We start from the raw sequence: 19,068 nt of genomic DNA, 5'->3' as shown, positions 1-19,068 counted from the left end.
GGCTGATTGAACGTTCTTAGACGGACGGTTAGCAAGATTACGATATTCCGCTGCTGCAGTGTTGGCATGAATGTCTGTAGGGAAGGAGGGAACGATACGATGAGCAACCTCATTACAGAAATCACAAGTGAGCAATTGCGCACAGACCATCCTGATTTCCGTCCTGGCGATACGCTATCGATCCACGTAAAAGTTGTCGAGGGTACTCGCGAGCGGATTCAAGTGTTCGAAGGCGTTGTTATTAAACGCCGCGGCTCAGGGATTAGCGAAACGTTTACTGCGCGTAAAATCTCATACGGTGTAGGTGTTGAACGTACATTCCCATTACATTCACCAAAGATCGATAAGATCGAAGTGAAACGTTACGGTAAAGTACGCCGCGCGAAACTTTACTACTTGCGCAGCCTCCGTGGCAAAAAAGCACGTATTAAAGAAATTCGTCGTTAAACATGCGGCATTTGATGAAAAGAGAAGGAACGTTCCTCGTAAGGAGGAGCGTTCTTTTTTTGGGGCAAAATAGGGACATAAGAAAAAGGGCCTCTAAAAAAATCGACTACGGCAATTGTCCAGGCGTTATCAAGGCAACAGCACGCTCTAATTAAAGTGCGAAGCTGGATGGTCAGCGAGTCAGCGGAAAAGTGACGACAACATAGAAAGCAAATAGGATAATGCCAAAGCCGGAAAAGAACACAATTTTGGCAGGTTTAGGCCAATTTTTTAGCCACCCCCATCTCTTACTGTCTTGGTCAATCCACAAGAAATCGGCAATGACAAACACAAAAATAAGAACGAGTGCCAATGTCGGATTCATACTGACCACCCCTTTTTTATTGTTGTGTTCATCCTATCATATTTGGGAGTAAATGGGTTGTCATTTTGCTGCTTTTAGAAAGTTTAGTGGTTGTATGTGTTGTGCAGAATTTTGCAGAACCGCCAAGTGACTACGTGCTTCTTTTTATGGTAAACTAAAGAGAAAAAGAGGAGGCATCACAGGTGGCATTTCGCGGATTTCCAATTGAGTGGGCCAAAGCCATTTGCATCGCGTTATGCGCCACAATGCTCGTACGCCTTTTTTTGTACGCGCCCATTGTTGTAGACGGCCATTCGATGCAGCCAACGCTCGACTCTGGGGACAAAATGATCGTCAACCAAATTGGGTATGTTTTTATTGAGCCGAAACGGTTTGATATTGTTGTTTTCCACGCACCTGGCGGGAAAGATTATATCAAACGGATCATTGGCCTCCCTGGCGACCATTTGAAATATGAAAACGATACGCTTTATATTAACGGGAAAGAAACAGCGGAACCTTATTTAAACTCGCTGAAACAAACGCTTTACGGCGACCAATTGCTTACTGGCGATTTTACTCTGGAAGAGATGATCGGCGAAGAAGTAATCCCTGACGACTATTATTTTATGATGGGCGATAATCGCCGTTTAAGTAAAGACAGCCGTGATATTGGCCTCATTCCGAAATCAGAAATTATCGGCAAAGCCAACGTCATTTTTTATCCGTTTGAACATATAAGCATTGTCAATGATTAATGGGCTATTTTTGCCCACAAAGCAGGTGAAATGGTTGAAAACGATTCAATGGTACCCTGGCCATATGGCCAAGGCACGCCGAGAAATAAAAGAAAAATTAAAACTGATCGATGTTGTGATTGAACTTGTCGATGCTCGCCTTCCCCAGTCTTCCCGCAATCCACTCATTGATGAATTGGCGCAACAAAAGCCGAGGCTGATGCTGTTAAATAAGGCTGATTTAGCGGACCCAGCGGAAACGGAACGGTGGCGCGCTTTTTTTAAACGGACTGGAGCTGAAGTCCTGGCAATCAATGCGCAAACAGGAGCAGGCGTTAAAAACATTGCGCCTGCCTGCAAAACGCTAGCAAGCGCCCTCTATCAAAAATGGGAACAAAAAGGGATGAAACCGCGTCCGCTGCGAGCGATCATTCTCGGTATCCCCAATGTCGGCAAATCGACACTTATTAATCGCCTTGTTAATAAACGGCAGGCGAAAGTTGGCGATCGCCCTGGAGTGACCAAACAACAGCAATGGATCAAAGTCAAGCAGGAACTTGAACTTCTTGACACCCCAGGGATTTTATGGCCTAAATTTGATGATCAAGAAGTCGGTTTACGCCTTGCTGCAACAGGTGCCATTAAAGACGAATTGCTAGACTACGGCGACGTGGCTGCCTATGCGCTTCGCTACTTAGCAGCTGAATATCCAGATTTGCTCGAAGCACGCTATGGCATCGAACGAAACAGCGAAGAGGACGACATCGTCCCTTTGTTTGAAGCGATCGGAAAAAAAAGGGGTTGCATTGTTCGTGGAGGCCTTGTCGATTTTGATAAAACGGCTGAATTGATCTTGCGCGAGCTGCGTAGCGGCACAATCGGAAAAGTGACGTTGGAAAAAGCGGAACACGAAGCGCTGTAGGCATCACTCAAACTAATAGACGAGGAATGCAGGCGAGAGACGTTGCACAAATGGACGTATTTCATGGACAGTGTTTTTTTGGACATGGAACGAAAGCATAGTCTGCTGGAAACGACGACGCCTGTCGACTTCGCCTTGGAAAATAAGCGACGAAACTGTATGGATCATATCGGCAAAGAAGCTGATAAAAAGCAAGAGCCGCCATCCTTAAGAGCTTCTCCAATTCCTTGGCGTTATACATACTATTCTATTGCTAGTTTCATAGACAAGGAGGAAAGGCATTGGTGCCAATCGCGGCAATCCGCAGAAAGCTAATGGACGGGTCCATTAGCCACAATGAGTTAGACGAGTTAAAAAAAGATCAGCGCAAAGGAGTGCAAGAGCTGCTTAAGCGTTATCAAGCGCAGCAGGAAAAGCAGCAAACGCTTATACAAATGCATAAGCAAATGTGGCGTTACGAACAAGAACTAAAACAGCGCGGTTATGTAGCTGTTTGCGGCGTTGACGAAGTAGGGAGAGGCCCCCTTGCTGGCCCTGTAACAGCGTGCGCTTGCATATTGCCAGATGGCTTTCAATTATTAGGGCTGACGGATTCGAAAAAATTGTCAAAAGCCAAACGGGAAGAATATGCAAAAATGATTTCCGAACAAGCAGTCGCCTATTCGATTGCCAGCGTAAGTGCAGCGGAAATTGATGAAATCAACATTTTGCAAGCGACGAAAAAGGCGATGACGAAAGCAATCAACGGCCTCAGCCAGAAGGCTGACCATTTGCTGCTCGATGCCGTTCGTCTTGATGTGCCAATCGCTCAAACATCGCTTATAAAGGGAGACGCCAAAAGTTTATCGATTGCTGCCAGCTCAGTGCTCGCCAAAGTATGGCGTGACCGTTATATGGAGGAATTGGCCCAGACATATCCAGGATACGGTTTTGACACACATGCTGGATATGGCACAGCGTCACACTTACAAGCTTTGCGGACTTACGGAATGACACCGGAACACCGCAAGTCCTTCCGGCCGGTGCTGGAAGAAAGCCAAGGCTTGATTTACGGTACATAAAAAAGGAGAAACCAATGGAAATCGGAGGTTTGTTCGTTGATCGTGTAAATGGATCAGGCCAAACATTGGCCTTTCATGAAGGGCAAGTCTTGCGTGGCGTTGTGCTGAACCGTTTTGCCGATTCTGGGCTTGTGCAAATTCAATTGAAGGATACACGTGTGGTGGCCGAGCTAAAAGCCGATTTGACGGTGGGCAAGACCTATTGGTTTACGGTGCAAAAAGGACAACCTTTGCCGATCTTGCAAAAAGCGGCAGAAGGCCATTCATATGAACAGCTTCTCACATCGTGGGATAGAACGCCTTCACACCGCAATGTCCGTGTGCTTGCATTGCTGGATTCAACTGGATTGCCTTTGACAAAAAAGGGATTTGCAGGCGTGGCCCACGCGTATGCATCATTGAAGCTGTCTGAACAGCAGACAAAAGAAGCATTGCTTTACATCAAGCAGCAGAACGTAAGCGTGACAGCCGCCACGCTCCAAGCCGCCCATGTGGAAGTAAATGCATCTGAGTCACTAAGTGTCGCGCTACGGCAGTTTGCTGCAGCTTGGAAACATACAGTGCCTGCCCAACTCCTTTTACAATTGGAGGAGCTTGGGCGCCAGCTGGAAGCGGGCGAATTTCGACGAGGCGAGCTGTTAAAAGCGTATCTGAGCACGCTCGGACGGGTGACGGAGCTACTTGAGCCTATTCGGAATGGAGCAGGAGACAGAAAAGCAAAAAAAGCCGCTGAAGACCTGGCTTTGCGCTTTTCTCTTTACCAAGAAGGCACGCTTATCCCTTCGCTCAAACAACAATTTATTCCTTTGTTTGGCCATGATTGGTTGTTGCAGTGGGAAAGTGCTGCTGAGAACAGCGAGGAGAAAAAGCCGCTGCGTTTTTATATTAGCGCTGAGCTTGAACAGCTTGGTTATGTATTAGTAGATGGACGTCAGCATGAACAGCGGCTATTCGCGACGATTTACAGCGGGCAACCAGCACCGCCTGCTTTTGTTTCGTTAGTGGAACAACTCCGTGATCGATTGGCAGCGGCAGGTTATACACTTGAAACATGCCGTTGGCTGAAAAGCGAAGCCCATACAAACAAGACAATGCCCCGTTTGCCTGCTAAAGGAGTCGATATTCGCCTATGAAGCAAAAACGTATGAAGCGCGCCTACGCTCTTTCTTACAAAGATGGAGACGTGGCGCCGCGCCTTGTCGCCAAAGGAGCACGGAAACAAGCTGAAGCCATGGTCGCTGAAGCAAAAAAACAGGGCATCCCCGTTATCAAGCACCAGCAACTTTCAGAAGAGCTCGCTCATCTTCGTGAGATGCAATTCATCCCCGAGTCCCTCTATGAAGTAGCCGCCGAACTATTTGTTTTTCTCCATTCCCTCGATTCTGTTCATGATTTTTCTGGATCAGCCCATACTAAAACAGAGAAAGGGGGAAAAGAGATGGATGAAAAACGTAAAATCGGCGAAGAGGAATTTTCCGATGAATTTGGCCAACATCGCCCTGCGCTTGAAAAGGACATGATCGCAAAGGGGCTGAAGGCACTGTTTTCGAAAAAAAACAAACCGCGCCAAGAAAGCGCTGAGCCCACCGAGGAAAAACAGAAAGATAAAAAATGAAACAAATTGTCGGAATGATAACGGTTACCCCTCCCCAAGCGGCGAAAAAAGTGCTAAAATGGAAAAGAATTTCGTATTAACACGAAAATTCTCGTGCAAAGCAAAGCACGTGATTACAGGAGGCTGGAGAGAGAATGAATATCCATGAGTACCAGGGTAAAGAAATTCTTCGTTCGTACGGCGTAGCCGTTCCAAACGGAAAAGTAGCATTTTCTGTTGATGAAGCAGTAGAAGCCGCAAAAGAGCTTGGCTCATCTGTATCTGTTGTTAAAGCACAGATTCACGCAGGGGGGCGGGGAAAAGCTGGCGGCGTAAAAGTTGCAAAGAACCTCGATGAAGTTCGTACATATGCGGAAGAAATTCTTGGAAAAACGCTTGTCACGCATCAAACTGGACCGGCAGGGAAAGAAGTAAAGCGCTTACTCATTGAAGAAGGCTGTGACATTAAAAGCGAATACTATATAGGCCTTGTTGTCGACCGTGCGACTTCAAGCGTTGTCTTGATGGCTTCTGAAGAAGGCGGCACTGAAATCGAAGAAGTAGCCGAAAAAACACCAGAAAAGATCTTTAAAGAAGTGATTGACCCTGCTGTAGGCTTGCAAGGGTTCCAAGCGAGACGCATTGCTTTTAACATAAATATTCCAAAAGAACTTGTCGGCCAAGCCGTCAAATTTATGATGGGCTTGTACCAAGTGTTTGTGGATAAAGATGCATCGATTGCTGAAATCAACCCACTTGTAACGACTGGCGACGGCAAAGTCATGGCATTGGATGCCAAGTTCAACTTTGATTCAAATGCGCTTTACCGCCATAAAGACATTTTAGAATTACGCGATTTGGAAGAGGAAGATGTAAAAGAAATCGAAGCGTCTAAACATGACTTGAACTATATTGCCCTAGATGGAAACATTGGCTGCATGGTGAATGGAGCTGGCCTTGCTATGGCAACAATGGACATTATCAAACACTACAACGGCGATCCGGCTAACTTCCTTGATGTTGGGGGCGGCGCAACGGCAGAAAAAGTAACGGAAGCGTTTAAGCTGATTTTGTCAGACGAAAACGTAAAAGGCATTTTTGTCAACATCTTTGGTGGCATTATGAAATGTGACATCATCGCGGACGGCGTCATTGCAGCAACGAAAGAAGTTGGCCTAGAAATCCCGCTTGTTGTCCGCTTGGAAGGCACCAACGTGGAACTTGGCAAAAAAATGCTAAAAGAATCAGGCTTAAACATTACTGCAGCCGATTCAATGGCCGATGGCGCACAAAAAATCGTTTCATTAGTGAACTAGAAGGGTGGAGCTAAGCAAATGAGCATCTTAATCAATAAAGATACAAAAGTGATTGTTCAAGGGATTACAGGCGCTACTGGGCTGTTCCATACAAAGCAAGCGCTTGAATATGGGACAAACATCGTCGGTGGCGTAACGCCAGGAAAAGGCGGAACAGACATTGAAGGCGTACCTGTATTTAACACGGTTCAAGAAGCTGTAGAAGCAACAGGTGCCAATGCGAGCGTGATTTATGTACCGCCAGCCTTTGCCGCTGATGCGATAATGGAAGCAACCGATGCAGAACTTGAGCTTGTCATTTGCATTACTGAAGGCATTCCTGTTCTAGATATGGTAAAAGTGAAGCGTTATATGGCAGGCAAGCAAACACGCCTCGTCGGACCAAACTGCCCAGGTGTTATTACACCAGAAGAATGCAAAATTGGCATCATGCCTGGCTATATTCATAAAAAAGGCCATATTGGCGTTGTTTCCCGTTCAGGGACATTGACTTATGAGGCGGTTCATCAACTATCAACGGCTGGCATTGGGCAATCAACAGCTGTTGGCATTGGTGGCGACCCTGTAAATGGCACTGATTTTATTGACGTTCTATCTTTGTTTAATGAAGATCCAGACACGTATGCTGTAATTATGATTGGTGAAATTGGCGGCACTGCTGAAGAAGAAGCGGCAGAATGGGTCAAAGCAAATATGACAAAACCAGTCGTAGGCTTTATCGGCGGGCAAACAGCCCCTCCAGGAAAGCGAATGGGCCATGCAGGCGCGATCATCTCAGGCGGCAAAGGGACGGCAGCAGAGAAAATCAAAACGATGGAAGCGTGTGGCATTCGTGTAGCTGCTACCCCTTCTGATATGGGAGAAACACTTATTGAAGCATTGAAGGCGAACGGCTTGTATGAAAAAAGCCTCACCCACGAAACCGCAAAATAATGGTATGGCTTTTGGCCCCTTGCCTCGTTGTAAGGGGCTTTTCAAAGTGTGGCAGAGTTCTCCCCCGGAACGCTTAAACAACGTTATGCGGTCCATTCAAATACAGAAAGGAGTTGTCCCCTATTTCTTTTGTACGACGCTATGTACACGTGCATACGTGGCTGTACGGCCATTATCGTGCGTTTTCGAAATTGCTCTGCTGGGATCCGTCACTACAGGCGCCTTATCACGCTAGCCCCTTGGAAATTGCTGCTAAGCTCGGCATAAATGAAAATAGCGCCACTGCTTTTTGGCGCCATCTCCATAAGACAACTCCTGAAAACATGTACGCCAACCTTGTTGAGACAGGTATTCAAGTACTGCCGCTTTTTCATCCTCTCTACCCGCCTCTATTAAAAACGATTTACGATCCCCCTTATTTGTTATACGCAAAAGGAAACATCAAACGATTGCAAACGAAAAAAATTGCCATTTGCGGCACGCGCACGCCGACTGCTTACGGCCGGGCAGCGCTTGCGACGATTGCGAAACCAATTTCCGAACATTCTTTGACAATTGTTAGTGGAATGGCTCGTGGTATTGATGGGCTGGCCCATGAGCAGGCGATTCGAACAGGTGGCGCCACGATTGCCGTTCTTGGTTCCGGTTTTGACAACATTTATCCTCCTGAACATTCTACACTTTTCCATGCATTGGCAGAACACCAGTTGCTGTTAAGTGAGTATCCGCCGTTTGTAAAACCCCAGCGCTGGCACTTTCCTGTCCGAAATCGTATTATAAGCGGTTTGTCACAAGCAGTGATCATAATAGAAGCAAAGCGGAAAAGCGGATCGCTTATTACGGCCGACTTAGCGTTAGAGCAAGGGCGTGATGTCTTTGCTGTGCCAGGACCTGTCACTTCAGCACAGTCGGAAGGCACGAATTGGCTCATTAGCCAAGGCGCCGGCTGCCTATACGCGAGCGAAGCATTATTCGAAGCAATGCCGCAACTTTTGTCAAAAACAGGCGAATCCCAGTCTTTTTAAACCGGCTGCTTTCTACCGTTTGACAAATGGGGAATGTCTGTTTAATAATGAGGAAGATTTACATTATGAATAAGTTGAGAGGGAGCTGCTTTACATGTCCGATTATTTAGTAATCGTGGAATCTCCCGCTAAAGCCAAAACCATTGGCAAATATTTAGGTAAAAAATATGTGGTCAAAGCCTCGATGGGCCATGTGCGTGATTTGCCTAAAAGCCAAATGGGCGTTAGTGTTGAAGACAATTATGAGCCAAGGTATATTACAATCCGCGGGAAAGGCCCCGTGTTAAAAGAGTTAAAAACAGCTGCCAAAAAAGCCAAACGCGTTTATCTAGCTGCCGACCCTGATCGCGAAGGAGAAGCGATTGCTTGGCATTTGGCACACAGCTTGAATATTGACGAAAACTCCGATTGCCGTGTTGTTTTTAATGAAATAACAAAAACAGCGATTAAAGATGCCTTTAAACATCCACGTCCGATCAATATGGACTTGGTCGATGCCCAACAAGCAAGGCGTATTTTGGATCGCCTTGTTGGCTATAACATCTCGCCGCTTTTGTGGAAAAAAGTGAAAAAAGGCTTGAGTGCTGGGCGCGTCCAGTCTGTCGCAGTCAAACTGATTACAGATAGGGAGAAAGAAATTCAGCAATTTGTGCCTGAGGAGTATTGGAGCATAACGGGGACGTTTTTGCTTGGCGATGAGCCATTTGAAGCAAAGTTTTATGGCCGAAATGGCAAAAAAGAAAGCTTAACGAGTGAAGAGAACGTCAATGAAGTGTTAAAGCAAATAAAAGGAAAACAATTTGCTGTTGCTGATGTTGTCAAAAAAGAACGGCGCCGCAACCCTGTCTCGCCTTTTACGACGTCGTCGCTGCAGCAAGAAGCGGCAAGGAAGTTAAATTTCCGCGCTAAGAAAACGATGCTGATTGCCCAACAATTATATGAAGGCATCGATTTAGGGAAAGAAGGGACAGTCGGTTTAATTACGTACATGCGTACCGATTCAACCCGAATTTCTGATACTGCCAAACAAGAAACATACGAGTACATTCGCTCCACATACGGCGAAGAGTATGCCCGTAAAGGGGAAAGAAAACAAAAGCAGGACAAAAATGCCCAAGATGCCCATGAAGCGATTCGACCGACTTCGGTTAAGTATGAGCCAAAACAACTAAAAGAGTATTTGTCACGGGACCAACTCCGCTTGTATCGCCTCATTTGGGAGCGCCTTGTCGCAAGTGAAATGGCACCTGCGATCATGGATACGATGACGGTTGATTTGGAAAATAATGGTGTAAAGTTTCGGGCTAACGGCTCAAAAGTCAAATTTCCTGGTTTTATGAAAGTGTACATTGAAGGAAATGACGACAATAAAAAAGAAGAAGATCGGTTGTTGCCAGCGTTGGCAAAAGGGCAGCAAGTTGAAAAAACAGAAGTGACACCCAATCAGCATTTTACACAGCCGCCTCCACGCTATACGGAAGCAAGGCTTGTAAAAACACTTGAAGAACTTGGGATCGGGCGGCCGTCTACGTATGCGCCAACACTTGATACCATTCAGCGACGTGGATACGTCGCCCTAGATGAAAAGCGCTTCGTTCCGACAGAACTTGGTGAAATCGTGTTGGACTTGATTGTTGAATTTTTCCCTGAAATCCTCGATGTGGAATTTACGGCGAAAATGGAAGAAGACCTTGATAGCATCGAAGACGGGCGGGACAACTGGATTAGCATCATCGACCAGTTTTACCAAAGTTTTGAGAAACGCTTAAAAGTGGCTGAAGAAGAAATGGAAGAAGTCGAGATTAAAGACGAACCGGCTGGAGAAGACTGTGAAAAATGCGGCCATGAAATGGTCTATAAAATGGGGCGCTACGGGAAGTTTATGGCCTGCTCCAACTTCCCTGAATGCCGAAACACAAAAGCGATTGTCAAAGAAATTGGCGTCACTTGCCCTACGTGTAAACAAGGAAACATTGTTGAACGTAAAAGCAAAAAGCGCCGGATTTTCTATGGATGTGACCGTTACCCAGACTGTGAATTTGTGTCTTGGGATAAGCCGATTTCGCGCCCGTGCCCAAAATGTCAAGGGTTGTTAGTGGAGAAGAAATCGAAAAAAGGTGTGTTTGTTGCTTGCACTTCATGTGATTATGAGGAAGAAAAACAGTAATTTGTCGAAAAAAGGCTTTAGCGAATGCTATTAGTTGAAATCAAGCTAGAAAGATACTATGATAGGGGTACTTGATGATGAAAGCCTTCACTCTGCTAAGGAGTGGAGGCATTTGTGTGAAATGATTGTCGGGAAAAAGGAGCATTTGTTTAAATGACGCATAAACAGTCGATAAATGTAATAGGGGCTGGTCTCGCTGGTAGCGAAGCGGCTTGGCAAATAGCGAAACGAGGAGGCCATGTTCGGCTCTATGAAATGAGACCGGTGAAACAAACGCCTGCTCATCATACGGACAAGTTTGCCGAACTTGTATGCAGCAATTCGTTAAGGGGCAACTCACTTGCCAATGCTGTCGGCGTGCTGAAAGAGGAAATGCGCCATCTTGATTCAGTCATTATTAAAGCAGCTGATGAAGCAGCCGTTCCTGCTGGTGGCGCCCTTGCTGTAGACCGCCATGATTTTGCTGGCAAAGTCACCGAATATGTCAAAGGCCATCCAAACGTAACAGTCGTCCAGGAGGAAGTGACTGAAATACCTGAAGGCCCGACGATTATTGCTACCGGTCCACTCACTTCTGAAGCATTGGCGGAACAATTAAAGGCATTTAGCGGCGAAGAATATTTATATTTCTATGACGCTGCTGCCCCTATCATTGACGCCGAAACGATAGACCGCGACAAAGTCTACTTAAAAAGCCGTTATGACAAAGGGGAGGCTGCCTATCTCAACTGTCCAATGACAGAAGAAGAATTTGATCGATTCTACCAAGCATTGATTGAAGCGGAAACCGTTCCGCTGCGAGAATTTGAAAAAGACATTTTTTTCGAAGGCTGCATGCCAATTGAAGTGATGGCTTCCCGTGGCAAGAAAACGATGCTGTTTGGACCATTAAAGCCAGTTGGACTAGAAGATCCGAAAACAGGGAAGCGCCCTTTTGCTGTCGTGCAGTTACGGCAAGACAATTCTTCCGGAACATTGTACAATATGGTTGGTTTCCAAACGCATTTAAAATGGGGCCCGCAAAAAGAAGTGATCCGCATGATTCCTGGTTTGGAAAACGCTGATATTGTCCGCTATGGGGTTATGCATAGAAATACGTTTTTAAATTCCCCTAACTTGTTAAAGCCGACCTACCAATCGAAGAAACGCAGTGATTTGTTCTTTGCAGGACAGATGACAGGGGTTGAAGGGTATGTAGAGTCAGCGGCAGCAGGATTGGTTGCAGGCATTAACGCTTTTAAATGGACGCAAAGCCAGGAGCTTGCTGTTTTTCCTGAGGAAACGATGATCGGTAGTATGGCTGCCTATATTACAAATGCTAATGCGAAAACATTCCAGCCTATGAATGCGAACTTTGGTCTTGTTCCACCGCTTAATGTTCGTATAAAAGCGAAAAAAGAACGCTATGAGGCGCTAGCTAAGCGTGCGTTGGAGTCGATTCAGAATTTTATGAAAGAAGTGTGACATCAGTTGCTTCTCCCTCTTGTACTATGGTAAAATTTATTAGTTCTAAGAGGGAGGCATGAATGTGGAATTATCTGAACGGCTTTTGATTGACCAATTTGTCCGCTATGTCCAAGTCGAAAAGAACGGTTCAAAATGGACAATCGACCACTATCGAAAAGACGTACAGCAATTCGCCGCATTTATGTCGGCAGCGGGCATTGCCGAGATAAAAGACGTAAAGCACCAAGATGTCCGCCTTTTTATAAGCGAGCTTGTCGATAAGAAGTATGCGAGAAAATCGATCGCAAGAAAATTGTCGGCGCTTAGAAGCTTTGGGAAATTCTTAATGGAAGAAGGGCATATTAGCGAAAACCCTTTCTTGCACACGCATTTGCCTAAACAAAAAACACGTTTGCCTACTTTCCTCTATGAAGAAGAAATGGAGCATTGGCTTTTAGCGCTTCCAGCAAATAAGCCTCTCGAAAAGCGTGATAAGGCGATCATCGAGTTGCTGTATGCAACGGGAATGCGTGTTTCGGAATGCAGCATGTTGGCACTTGACCAGTGGGATCGAGTAAGCGAGACGGTACGTGTTTTTGGAAAAGGCCGCAAAGAGCGGTATGTTCCAGTAGGGAAAATGGCTGTTAGCGCTGTTGAATCGTACATACACGAGGCGCGTCCTAAGCTACTCCGTGCAAACGATCCGACTTCCCATTTGTTTTTGAACTATCGTGGAGGAGCGTTAAGTGATCGGAGCATTCGGAAGATTGTGGAAAAAAGGCTGGACGAAGCGGCTATGCAGAAAAAAATAAGCCCACATGCGATTCGCCATTCCTTTGCGACCCATTTGCTTAATGCTGGTGCTGACTTGCGCGCTGTCCAAGAGTTGCTAGGCCACCAATCGCTTAAGACGACACAAGTTTATACACATGTAAGCAAGGAGCGGCTCTATGCCGTTTATAAAGGCGCCCATCCGCGAGCCTAAGTTTATAAAAAGGAGCGTTTGACAATGGAGGGTTTCCACGCAACAACGATTTTTGCGATTGCCCATAATGGCGGGTTTGCTATGGCTGGCGACGGCCAAGTGACGTTTGGGAATGCTGTGGTGATGAAACATACCGCACGCAAAGTCCGCAGGCTATACCATAATAACGTTCTTGCAGGCTTTGCTGGTTCAGTTGCTGATGCTTTTACATTGTTCGAAAAGTTTGAAGCGAAACTGGAAGAATACAATGGCAATTTGCAGCGCGCTTCTGTCGAGCTAGCAAAGGAGTGGCGCAGCGACCGGGTGTTACGAAAACTTGAGGCGATGCTAATTGTGATGGATAAACAGGCTTTGCTTCTAATTTCGGGAACAGGAGAAGTGATCCAGCCTGACGACGGGATTCTCGCTATTGGCTCTGGAGGAAATTACGCACTGAGTGCAGGACGTGCGCTAAAGCGCCATGCCCCTGGGTTGAGCGCACGTGAAATCGCCGTAGCTGCCCTTGAAACGGCAGGAGAAATTTGTGTGTATACAAATGACCAAATTGTCGTAGAGGAACTGACAGAGTGATGATGAACGATTGGAGGGTAAAGCAATGACAAGCACATTGACGCCTCGGGAAATTGTCGAGCGGTTGAACCAATACATTGTCGGGCAAGACGGGGCAAAACGATCTGTTGCTGTTGCACTGCGTAATCGCTATCGTCGTACAAAGCTTGATCCTTCCATGAGGGAGGAAATTACTCCGAAAAACATTTTAATGATTGGTCCTACTGGCGTCGGTAAAACGGAAATTGCCAGAAGGCTTGCAAAACTTGTAGGCGCGCCGTTTATTAAGGTGGAGGCCACAAAGTTTACGGAAGTCGGCTATGTCGGCCGCGACGTGGAGTCCATGGTGCGCGATTTGGTCGAGTCAAGTGTCCGTCTTGTCAAAGAAGAGCGAGTCGCACTCGTAAAAGACGAAGCGAAACAGTTGGCTGACAAACGGCTTATCGAACTTCTTGTCCCTTCCATGAAAAAGGAAACCAATTATAAAAATCCGTTTGAAATGCTCTTTAGCCAGCCGGATAAAGAGGAGGAGGAAGACGGAGAAGAGGAACTGACCCGTGCCAATTTAAAAAGAAAAATGGCGGAAAAGCTAAAGCAAGGCGAGTTGGAAGAGCGCACCGTTACGGTTGAAGTGACAGAACAAAATCATGGTTTTATGGATTTGTTTCAAGGCGGGGCGGGTATGGAACAAATGGGCATGAATATGCAAGAGATGCTATCAAACATGATGCCGAAGAAAAAGAAAAAACGCCGCATGACAGTAGCCGAAGCCCGTGGTGTACTCGCTGAAGAAGAAGCACAAAAACTAATCGATATGGATGATGTCACACAGGAAGCGATTACACGAGCGGAACAGCTCGGGATCATCTTTATCGATGAAATTGATAAAGTGGCTGGAAAAAACGATCAAGGGGCCAATGTTTCTCGAGAAGGTGTCCAACGCGACATTTTGCCTATTGTAGAAGGTTCGACTGTCGTGACAAAATACGGTGCTGTGAAAACGGACCATATCCTTTTTATTGCAGCAGGCGCTTTTCATATGGCCAAACCTGCAGATTTAATTCCGGAATTGCAAGGGCGCTTTCCAATTAGGGTCGAACTGCAAAGTCTTTCTGTCGATGATTTTGTCCGCATTTTAGTAGAACCGGACAACGCATTGACAAAGCAATATGAAGCACTTTTGCAGACCGAAGGTATAGAAATGAAGTTTTCAGACGAAGCTGTTCGTAAGATTGCGACGATTGCGAGCGAAGTGAACCAAGAAACAGAAAACATCGGAGCGCGTCGTTTGCATACGTTGCTAGAAAAATTGCTTGAAGATTTGTCCTTTGAAGCAGCCGATATTCACTTGGAGACACTTGAAATCACTGAACAGTATGTCGAAGAAAAACTAGGTTCCATTGCAAAAAACCGCGATTTGAGCCAATTTATATTGTAATAGCAAACAAAGGAGAGATGTAGGAATGGATTTACTTACAAGAACAAGAAAGATTAATGAAATGCTGCAGAAAACAAGCGGACAACACGTCAATTTCCGCGAAATGGCGATGACGTTGCGTGAAGCGATTGGCTCTAACGTCTTTGTCGTTAGCCGCCGTGGTAAATTGCTCGGTTTCTCTATTGAAGAAGAGATTGAGAATGACCGCATGAAAAAAATGCTCGACGAACGCCAGTTCCCAGAAGAGTATACAGATGGCCTATTTAAAATTGAGGACACTTCTGCCAATATTGATGTAGACAGCGAGTATACGGCGTTTCCTGTTGAAAACCGTGACATCTTTAAAAATGGCTTGACGACAATTGTGCCAATTAAAGGTGGCGGTCAACGTCTTGGCACGTTGATTCTATCCCGTTTAAACCGCTCTTTTAGCGATGATGATTTGATCTTGGCTGAATATGGTGCAACGGTTGTCGGCATGGAAATTCTCCATGAAAAGACTCAAGAAATTGAAGAAGAAGCGCGCAGCAAAGCTGTTGTACAAATGGCGATCAGTTCACTGTCGTATAGTGAGCTGGAAGCAGTTGAACATATTTTTGAGGAGCTTGACGGCAGAGAAGGATTGCTTGTAGCAAGCAAAATCGCTGACCGTGTTGGCATTACCCGTTCTGTTATCGTTAATGCCTTGCGTAAACTTGAAAGTGCAGGTGTCATCGAGTCTCGTTCTTTAGGAATGAAAGGCACTTACATTAAAGTGCTTAATGACAAGTTTCTGTTAGAACTAGAGCGCATGAAAGAAGACTAAGCCCAATTTTATAAAGCAATCAGACTGCTCGATAGTCTGGGAACCACCCGTCCGATGGAGGACGGGTGGTTTTTTGTTTTGCTGATGTGCTCTTTTTCAACTAGAAAGAAGGACCTAGAGTAGGGTGTTGTTTCAAGTGTTCAGTCGATATGTAACGTCGATAAAGGGACCAAATTCCTAAAAAGTAACAAAGTTAGGTAGGGAAAAGAGGGAGATATGTTCGAAAAGGGCATTAATGCCCAGTTCCAGCTAAAAACTTTCTTTCCAATAAACTAGTAAAAATGACAATTGAACCAAGAGTCTAAAGTCCTAAAAACAGTGACATTATAACGTTTATCGGGACTAAAATCACTCCTAATAGTGGTACATTAGACTTAATTATATATAAATCTCAAATGAGCTTAGACAAACATCTCAAAAACTAGTAAAATTTTATCAGGGCTAAACATGGGAAATAGTGCTTAATCTTTCCTGTTTTTATGAGAAAAGACATGAGTAAAAGGAGGGAGACAGTTGTTCGTTACTAGTACAATTGCGGCGCTTGAAGAAGGCATACGCTACTCGTCGACGAAACAAAAAGCGATCTCAACAAATCTAGCAAATGTCGACACACCTAATTTTAAAGAGAAAACCGTGTCTTTTGACCAAGTTTTACAGGCTGTCGGGGAAAAAACGGGACACTTGCAAGCGAAGCGGACAGACGAGCGCCATTTGTCTTTTCCGCTTCCTGGGAATGGCGTTGTTTCATTACGGGAAAAGGGAGAGCTATACAACCACAATGGGAACAGCGTCGACGTTGATAAGCAAATGACCGAAATGGCGAAAAATCAACTTTATTACAATGCACTCGTTGACCGAATTAGTGGAAGCTTTCAATCGCTTGAAACAGCAATTAAAGGTGGCAAATAGGAGGAATGGCATATGACGATGTTTTCAAGCATGAACGTATCTGGATCAGGACTGACACTACAGCGATTGCGAATGGATGTAGCAGCAAGCAACATTGCTAATGCAGATACAACAAGGGCCGAGCGTGTAAATGGCGAATGGCAGCCTTACCAGCGGCGAATGGTTGTCCAAGGACCGACGTCAATGGGGCGCTTTTCGTCAGATCTGCAAAAAGCAACGGCCGAGCTTGATCAGGGAGTTGTAGCAAAACAAATTGTCCGCGATCCTACACCGGCCACTCTTGTTTATGACCCCGCCCATCCTGATGCAAATGAAGATGGGTATGTCTCGAAACCAAATGTTGAGATTGCAAGAGAAATGGTCGACATTACAAGTGCAACGAGGTCCTATGAAGCAAATGTCACAGCGCTTCAAGCTAGCAAAGGGATGGTCATGAAAGCACTGGAAATAGGTCGTTAAAGGAGGATGAGGAAAGATGACAATTGAAGCGATGCAGCCACTTCTTCAACCGCTCGCTACACAAGCTGGCAAAACGGAAGTAACCAGCAAAGGCGCCGATTTTAAGTCGGCTTTATTGAATGCTCTCCATTCAGTCAACCAAGATCAGCTTGCTTCAAGTGAAGCAACACAAGCACTTGTTAAACAAGAACCGATTGACGTGCATGATGTCATGATTGCGGCGAGCAAGGCATCGGTTTCAATGCAAGCCGCGCTAGAAGTACGGAATAAAGCAGTAGAAGCGTATCAGGAAATGATGAGAATGCAAATTTAAGCCGCCTGAAAGGCGAGATGCAAGCGGAGGCGCCATGAAGGAGAAAGCGAAGCAATTCAAGAACCAGGTGCAAACGTTTTGGACAGAGAGCAGTACGCTGCGAAAAAGTGCAGTTATTTCCGTTGTTTTACTACTTTTATTAGCGATTGCACTGGCTGCGGCTCTTTTATTCCGAACGAATTATGCGCCTTTATATAGCCAATTGACATTGGCCGAGGCTGGCCAAATACAAGAAGCGCTCGAACAACGAGGGGTGGCTGCCCGCGTTTCAAATGACGGCACCACCATACACGTGCCTGAGGCGGATGTAGATCGGTTGAAAGTTGACCTCGCCGCTGAGGGGCTGCCTAAAAGCGGCAGCATCGATTATGCGTTTTTTCAAAACCAAATGGGTTTTGGGATGACCGATAATGAGTTTACCGTTATCGAACGATCCCTTATGCAAACGGAGCTTGCCGAATTGATAAGGGGCGTCCAAGGCGTCGAGCAAGCGAATGTCATCATTACGCTCCCTGAAGAAAGCGTCTGGCTGAATTCAGGCCAAGAAAGTTCGACTGCTGCTGTAGTGTTGCAGTTAGAGCCGGGGTATACGCTCGATTCGTCGCAAGTGAAAGCCTTATATCATTTAATATCAAAAAGTGTACCTAATTTGCCTATTGAAAATATTGTATTATCCGATTCGCAGTTCAATAACTATACATACCAGGAAGAGGAAACAAGTCCTGCCGCCTCGTTCCAATCACAGCGTGAAATTAAACAAGAAATTGAGTCGGACTTAAAACAAACGATCAATCAACTTTTAAGTGCGGTGGTTGGGCCAGAAAATGCAATCGTATCTGTCACGGCAGATATCGATTTTACCCAAGAACAGCGAACCGAGGATTTAGTTGAGCCAGTTGACGAAGAAGAGGTTTCTGGACTGGCAATCAGTGTTGAACGTATTAACGAAATGTATGAAGGAACAACAGGCAATGAGGAAGGTGTCGCTGGTGTAGGCGATGAGATTCCCAATTATACCGGCGCAGCAGGCGGTGGCGATTCTGAATCAGAGCGGACGGAAGAGCGGATTAATTATGAAGTTAACCGGATCCACAAGGAAATCATCGAAAGCCCTTATGAAATCCGCGATTTAGGAATTCAAGTAATGGTCAACCCGCCAGAAGGGATGCAAGCATTGCCGCCTCAGCAAACGGCAGACATCACGGCTATGTTAGAAACGATTATTCGTACGACATTGCCAGATGACGGCGAGGAAGAAGGAGAGCAGGATGTTGGTGACCGTGTAGTGGTAACATCGATGCCATTCGCACAAACGGAAACGGGAGAGGCGGAACAGCCGTCGTCAGCAACGATACCGGTCTGGATTTACGCAGTAGCTGCTGGACTCGTCTTGCTAATTATCATACTAGCTGTCCTGTTATACCGGAAAAGAGAACCAGCTGACTTAGCAGAAGAGCAAGACGAGGCGGCAGAACCAGAGCCAGAGCAAGAGGATGAGCCACTTATGGAGACGGAAGAAACAGAAGAGAGCAAGCAGATGCGGCAATTAAACCGACTTGCAAAAGAACAACCAGAAGACTTTTCAAAGCTTTTGCGGACGTGGCTTTCAGATGAATAGC

Annotated in this window: 20 protein-coding genes; 19 read left to right on the top strand and 1 reads right to left on the bottom strand. The window is 45.8% G+C overall.

Going from position 1 to position 19,068, the window contains the following annotated elements:
* Positions 1 to 99 precede the first annotated feature (99 nt).
* Positions 100 to 447: a 50S ribosomal protein L19 gene (gene rplS, locus BUC05_RS05030; RefSeq protein ID WP_011247130.1), complete on the top strand. Its 348-nt coding sequence runs from the start codon at positions 100 to 102 to the stop codon at positions 445 to 447.
* Between the two features lie 172 nt (positions 448 to 619).
* On the opposite strand, the gene BUC05_RS05025 is transcribed toward rplS, so the two are convergent.
* Positions 620 to 811, bottom strand: coding sequence for a hypothetical protein (locus BUC05_RS05025; RefSeq protein WP_035201486.1), 192 nt, complete (start codon positions 809 to 811; stop codon positions 620 to 622).
* Between the two features lie 182 nt (positions 812 to 993).
* Here BUC05_RS05025 and lepB point away from each other — a divergent pair, with 182 nt between their 5' ends.
* The 18 genes from lepB to fliF all read left to right on the top strand — a co-directional run bounded on the left by lepB (position 994) and on the right by fliF (position 19,067).
* The gene (gene lepB, locus BUC05_RS05020; protein ID WP_035201484.1) at positions 994 to 1,548 is read left to right on the top strand and encodes a signal peptidase I; all 555 of its coding nucleotides are present in this window, start codon (positions 994 to 996) and stop codon (positions 1,546 to 1,548) included.
* Between the two features lie 34 nt (positions 1,549 to 1,582).
* Entirely contained in the window at positions 1,583 to 2,449 is an 867-nt protein-coding gene (gene ylqF, locus BUC05_RS05015) for a ribosome biogenesis GTPase YlqF (protein WP_094978849.1), read from the top strand.
* A 281-nt stretch (positions 2,450 to 2,730) separates the two neighbouring features.
* Positions 2,731 to 3,510: a ribonuclease HII gene (locus BUC05_RS05005; protein ID WP_035201478.1), complete on the top strand. Its 780-nt coding sequence runs from the start codon at positions 2,731 to 2,733 to the stop codon at positions 3,508 to 3,510.
* Positions 3,511 to 3,524: 14 nt separating this feature from the next.
* On the top strand, positions 3,525 to 4,643 hold the full coding sequence (locus BUC05_RS05000) for a hypothetical protein (protein WP_035201475.1): 1,119 nt from the start codon (positions 3,525 to 3,527) through the stop codon (positions 4,641 to 4,643).
* Entirely contained in the window at positions 4,640 to 5,125 is a 486-nt protein-coding gene (locus tag BUC05_RS04995) for an EscU/YscU/HrcU family type III secretion system export apparatus switch protein (protein WP_011247125.1), read from the top strand. The genes BUC05_RS05000 and BUC05_RS04995 overlap by 4 nt, the downstream gene beginning before the upstream one ends.
* Before the next feature lie 134 nt (positions 5,126 to 5,259).
* On the top strand, positions 5,260 to 6,420 hold the full coding sequence (gene sucC / locus BUC05_RS04990; protein ID WP_011247124.1) for an ADP-forming succinate--CoA ligase subunit beta: 1,161 nt from the start codon (positions 5,260 to 5,262) through the stop codon (positions 6,418 to 6,420).
* Between the two features lie 18 nt (positions 6,421 to 6,438).
* Positions 6,439 to 7,353 carry a succinate--CoA ligase subunit alpha gene (sucD, locus tag BUC05_RS04985; RefSeq protein WP_011247123.1) on the top strand — a complete coding sequence of 305 codons (915 nt, stop codon included), beginning with the start codon at positions 6,439 to 6,441 and terminating at the stop codon, positions 7,351 to 7,353.
* Positions 7,354 to 7,502: 149 nt separating this feature from the next.
* Positions 7,503 to 8,378, top strand: a complete 876-nt coding sequence (gene dprA, locus BUC05_RS04980) for a DNA-processing protein DprA (protein WP_142237516.1) — start codon at positions 7,503 to 7,505, stop codon at positions 8,376 to 8,378.
* 94 nt (positions 8,379 to 8,472) lie between these two features.
* Entirely contained in the window at positions 8,473 to 10,545 is a 2,073-nt protein-coding gene (topA, locus tag BUC05_RS04975) for a type I DNA topoisomerase (protein ID WP_011247121.1), read from the top strand.
* Between the two features lie 153 nt (positions 10,546 to 10,698).
* The gene (gene trmFO / locus BUC05_RS04970; RefSeq protein ID WP_035201470.1) at positions 10,699 to 12,009 is read left to right on the top strand and encodes an FADH(2)-oxidizing methylenetetrahydrofolate--tRNA-(uracil(54)-C(5))-methyltransferase TrmFO; all 1,311 of its coding nucleotides are present in this window, start codon (positions 10,699 to 10,701) and stop codon (positions 12,007 to 12,009) included.
* Positions 12,010 to 12,067: 58 nt separating this feature from the next.
* On the top strand, positions 12,068 to 12,976 hold the full coding sequence (gene xerC / locus BUC05_RS04965; protein WP_035201467.1) for a tyrosine recombinase XerC: 909 nt from the start codon (positions 12,068 to 12,070) through the stop codon (positions 12,974 to 12,976).
* A gap of 24 nt (positions 12,977 to 13,000) precedes the next feature.
* Positions 13,001 to 13,546 (top strand): ATP-dependent protease subunit HslV, encoded by a 546-nt coding sequence (gene hslV, locus BUC05_RS04960; RefSeq protein WP_011247118.1) that lies wholly within the window; start codon positions 13,001 to 13,003, stop codon positions 13,544 to 13,546.
* Positions 13,547 to 13,571: 25 nt separating this feature from the next.
* Positions 13,572 to 14,963, top strand: coding sequence for an ATP-dependent protease ATPase subunit HslU (hslU, locus tag BUC05_RS04955; RefSeq protein WP_011247117.1), 1,392 nt, complete (start codon positions 13,572 to 13,574; stop codon positions 14,961 to 14,963).
* A 25-nt stretch (positions 14,964 to 14,988) separates the two neighbouring features.
* Positions 14,989 to 15,768 (top strand): GTP-sensing pleiotropic transcriptional regulator CodY, encoded by a 780-nt coding sequence (gene codY / locus BUC05_RS04950; RefSeq protein WP_011247116.1) that lies wholly within the window; start codon positions 14,989 to 14,991, stop codon positions 15,766 to 15,768.
* Positions 15,769 to 16,281: 513 nt separating this feature from the next.
* A complete protein-coding gene (gene flgB, locus BUC05_RS04945) occupies positions 16,282 to 16,677 on the top strand; it encodes a flagellar basal body rod protein FlgB (RefSeq protein WP_011247115.1) in 396 nt (131 codons plus the stop codon).
* Positions 16,678 to 16,689: 12 nt separating this feature from the next.
* Positions 16,690 to 17,136, top strand: a complete 447-nt coding sequence (flgC, locus tag BUC05_RS04940) for a flagellar basal body rod protein FlgC (protein ID WP_011247114.1) — start codon at positions 16,690 to 16,692, stop codon at positions 17,134 to 17,136.
* A gap of 16 nt (positions 17,137 to 17,152) precedes the next feature.
* Positions 17,153 to 17,449 (top strand): flagellar hook-basal body complex protein FliE, encoded by a 297-nt coding sequence (gene fliE, locus BUC05_RS04935; RefSeq protein WP_011247113.1) that lies wholly within the window; start codon positions 17,153 to 17,155, stop codon positions 17,447 to 17,449.
* Between the two features lie 34 nt (positions 17,450 to 17,483).
* Positions 17,484 to 19,067, top strand: coding sequence for a flagellar basal-body MS-ring/collar protein FliF (gene fliF / locus BUC05_RS04930; RefSeq protein ID WP_011247112.1), 1,584 nt, complete (start codon positions 17,484 to 17,486; stop codon positions 19,065 to 19,067).
* Position 19,068: the final 1 nt, after the last annotated feature.

It is taken from the genome of Shouchella rhizosphaerae (genome assembly GCF_900142675.1).
GTDB lineage: Bacteria > Bacillota > Bacilli > Bacillales > Bacillaceae_D > Shouchella > Shouchella rhizosphaerae.
Note: the sequence above shows the minus strand (reverse complement) of the source record. Positions and strands in the feature narration are given on the sequence as shown.

Coding starts and splice junctions, on each gene's coding strand:
- rplS (WP_011247130.1), top strand. CDS start 100: ATGAGCAACCTCATTACAGAAATCACAAGTGAGCAATTGCGCACAGAC.
- BUC05_RS05025 (WP_035201486.1), bottom strand. CDS start 811: ATGAATCCGACATTGGCACTCGTTCTTATTTTTGTGTTTGTCATTGCC.
- BUC05_RS05000 (WP_035201475.1), top strand. CDS start 3,525: ATGGAAATCGGAGGTTTGTTCGTTGATCGTGTAAATGGATCAGGCCAA.
- BUC05_RS04995 (WP_011247125.1), top strand. CDS start 4,640: ATGAAGCAAAAACGTATGAAGCGCGCCTACGCTCTTTCTTACAAAGAT.
- sucC (WP_011247124.1), top strand. CDS start 5,260: ATGAATATCCATGAGTACCAGGGTAAAGAAATTCTTCGTTCGTACGGC.
- sucD (WP_011247123.1), top strand. CDS start 6,439: ATGAGCATCTTAATCAATAAAGATACAAAAGTGATTGTTCAAGGGATT.
- topA (WP_011247121.1), top strand. CDS start 8,473: ATGTCCGATTATTTAGTAATCGTGGAATCTCCCGCTAAAGCCAAAACC.
- trmFO (WP_035201470.1), top strand. CDS start 10,699: ATGACGCATAAACAGTCGATAAATGTAATAGGGGCTGGTCTCGCTGGT.
- xerC (WP_035201467.1), top strand. CDS start 12,068: ATGAATGTGGAATTATCTGAACGGCTTTTGATTGACCAATTTGTCCGC.
- hslV (WP_011247118.1), top strand. CDS start 13,001: ATGGAGGGTTTCCACGCAACAACGATTTTTGCGATTGCCCATAATGGC.
- hslU (WP_011247117.1), top strand. CDS start 13,572: ATGACAAGCACATTGACGCCTCGGGAAATTGTCGAGCGGTTGAACCAA.
- codY (WP_011247116.1), top strand. CDS start 14,989: ATGGATTTACTTACAAGAACAAGAAAGATTAATGAAATGCTGCAGAAA.
- flgC (WP_011247114.1), top strand. CDS start 16,690: ATGACGATGTTTTCAAGCATGAACGTATCTGGATCAGGACTGACACTA.
- fliE (WP_011247113.1), top strand. CDS start 17,153: ATGACAATTGAAGCGATGCAGCCACTTCTTCAACCGCTCGCTACACAA.
- fliF (WP_011247112.1), top strand. CDS start 17,484: ATGAAGGAGAAAGCGAAGCAATTCAAGAACCAGGTGCAAACGTTTTGG.